This window comes from Stenotrophomonas sp. 05L44_2 (genome assembly GCF_056665995.1).
This window is the reverse complement of record NZ_JBFTNR010000803.1, coordinates 1-1755: the sequence shown is the minus strand read 5'-3', so window position 1 is coordinate 1755 and position 1755 is coordinate 1. Positions and strand designations below refer to the sequence as shown.

Here is a 1755-nt window from a genome sequence, read left to right as displayed (position 1 = left end):
CTTGCAGACGATGCCGTAGTCGGGAATCGAGGTCGCGTCGGAGCCGGCGAACGGACCGGTCAGGCCGAAGCAGGGCACTTCACGGCCATCGGCCAGACGCGGCAGGTACTGGTCCTTCTGTTCCTGGGTGCCGTAATGCACCAGCAGTTCACCCGGGCCCAGCGAGTTGGGCACGCCGACGGTCGAACTGACCACCGAAGACACCGAGGCCAGCTTCTGGATCACCTTGTGGTGGGCCAGCGCGGAGAAGCCCAGGCCGCCGTAKYSCTTSGGAATGATCATGCCGAAGAACTTGTTCTTCTTGATGAAGGCCCACAGTTCCGGCGGCAGGTCGGCATGGACGTGGGTGATTTCCCAGTCGTTGACCATCGTGCACAGCTGTTCGACCGGGCCATCGAGGAAGGCCTGTTCTTCAGCGGTCAGCTGCGGCTTGGGGTAGTTCAGCAGGATGTTCCAGTCCGGATCACCGGTGAACAGTTCGCCTTCGAAGCCGACCGAGCCGGTTTCCAGGGCGATGCGCTCGGTCTGCGACAGCGGCGGCAGCACCTTGCGGAACACCTTCATCATCGGGCCGGTCAGCAGCGGCTTGCGGATGAACGGCAGCAGCAGCGGCACGACGATCACGGCCAGTATCGCGGCGGCGACGATCGTGGCGGTCTGGTTGACGTAGGGGATGAACCAGCAGGCCACCAGCAGGGCCACGCTGATCAGCGTCCAGGTCAGCAGGCGCATGCGGTGGTAGGCGACGAACGCGCCTGCCAGCAGCAGGGCGAGGAAGGGAATGACGAGGCTCATGAGCGTGCTCCGGTGACGTGCTCGTTTATGGCGGACGAAGCCGCAGCATCCGCTGCGGGCAACACGTCCAGATAGTCCAACACAGTAGCGGTAAAGGCGTCGTTGTCATCACCGGCGACCATGTGCGTGGCCTGCGGCAACTGTACGTGGCGTGCGTGTGGCGCCAATGCCAGGAATTCGGCCACCGTCTGCGGGGTGACCAGGTCGCTGCGGCCACCGCTGACCAGCAGCAGGGGGCACTTCACCTGGCGCGCSGCYTCGGCSAGYGCGTCCTGGTGCTGYTCGCTGTCRCGSGCCAGTTCGGCCACCAGGCGCGGGTCCCAGTGCCAGCGCCAGCGACCRTGGCCATCKTCGCGCAGCAGSGCGCGCAGTGAGTCKTCGGATTTGCGCGGACGATGCGGCACATAGGCCGAGATCACATCGGCAGCCTGCGACAGCGAGGCGAATCCTTCCGGATGCGCGGTCATGAAGGCGAGGATGCGCTCGACGCCAGCGGTATCCCAGCGCGGGGTGATATCCACCAGCACCATGGCCGAGAACAGGCCTGGCCAGCGTGATTCGGCCAGCAGGCCGAACAGGCCGCCCATCGAGGCAGCCACCAGCACCGGCGGTCGCGGTTGTTCGCCGGCCAGCACGATCAGGTCATCGGCGAACTGCTCACCGTGGTACGCCAGATCGGCCGCATTCCAGTCGGAATCGCCGTGCCCCCGGGCGTCGTAAGCCAGGGTCTGCAGGCCGGCAGCCGACAATGCCTTGGCCGTCGTCGTCCAGGCATGGCGGGTCTGGCCAAATCCATGCGCGAACAGTACGCGCCCGCGACGGCCCGAGGTGCTGGCGGTTGCAGCCAGCGAGGCACCGTGGGCGGCCTCCAGGCGCAGGTCATGGAATGCAGCGGGAGTAGGGGACATAACCATACTCGCTAGTATGGATGGGTTCGGCGGGATGTCAATACTGCACGGT

At 65.7% G+C, this 1755-nt stretch carries 2 protein-coding genes; both read right to left on the bottom strand.

Translation table 11 applies throughout. The annotated features are described in order from the left end of the window. Nucleotides 1-795 (bottom strand): acyl-CoA dehydrogenase family protein (locus AC1VAN_RS20810; protein ID WP_480986633.1); only part of this gene is annotated, 795 nt, incomplete at its 3' end. Then, nucleotides 792-1709 (bottom strand): alpha/beta fold hydrolase, encoded by a 918-nt coding sequence (locus tag AC1VAN_RS20805; RefSeq protein WP_480986632.1) that lies wholly within the window; start codon nt 1707-1709, stop codon nt 792-794. The genes AC1VAN_RS20810 and AC1VAN_RS20805, both read right to left, overlap by 4 nt. Between the last annotated feature and the right edge of the window lie 46 nt (nt 1710-1755).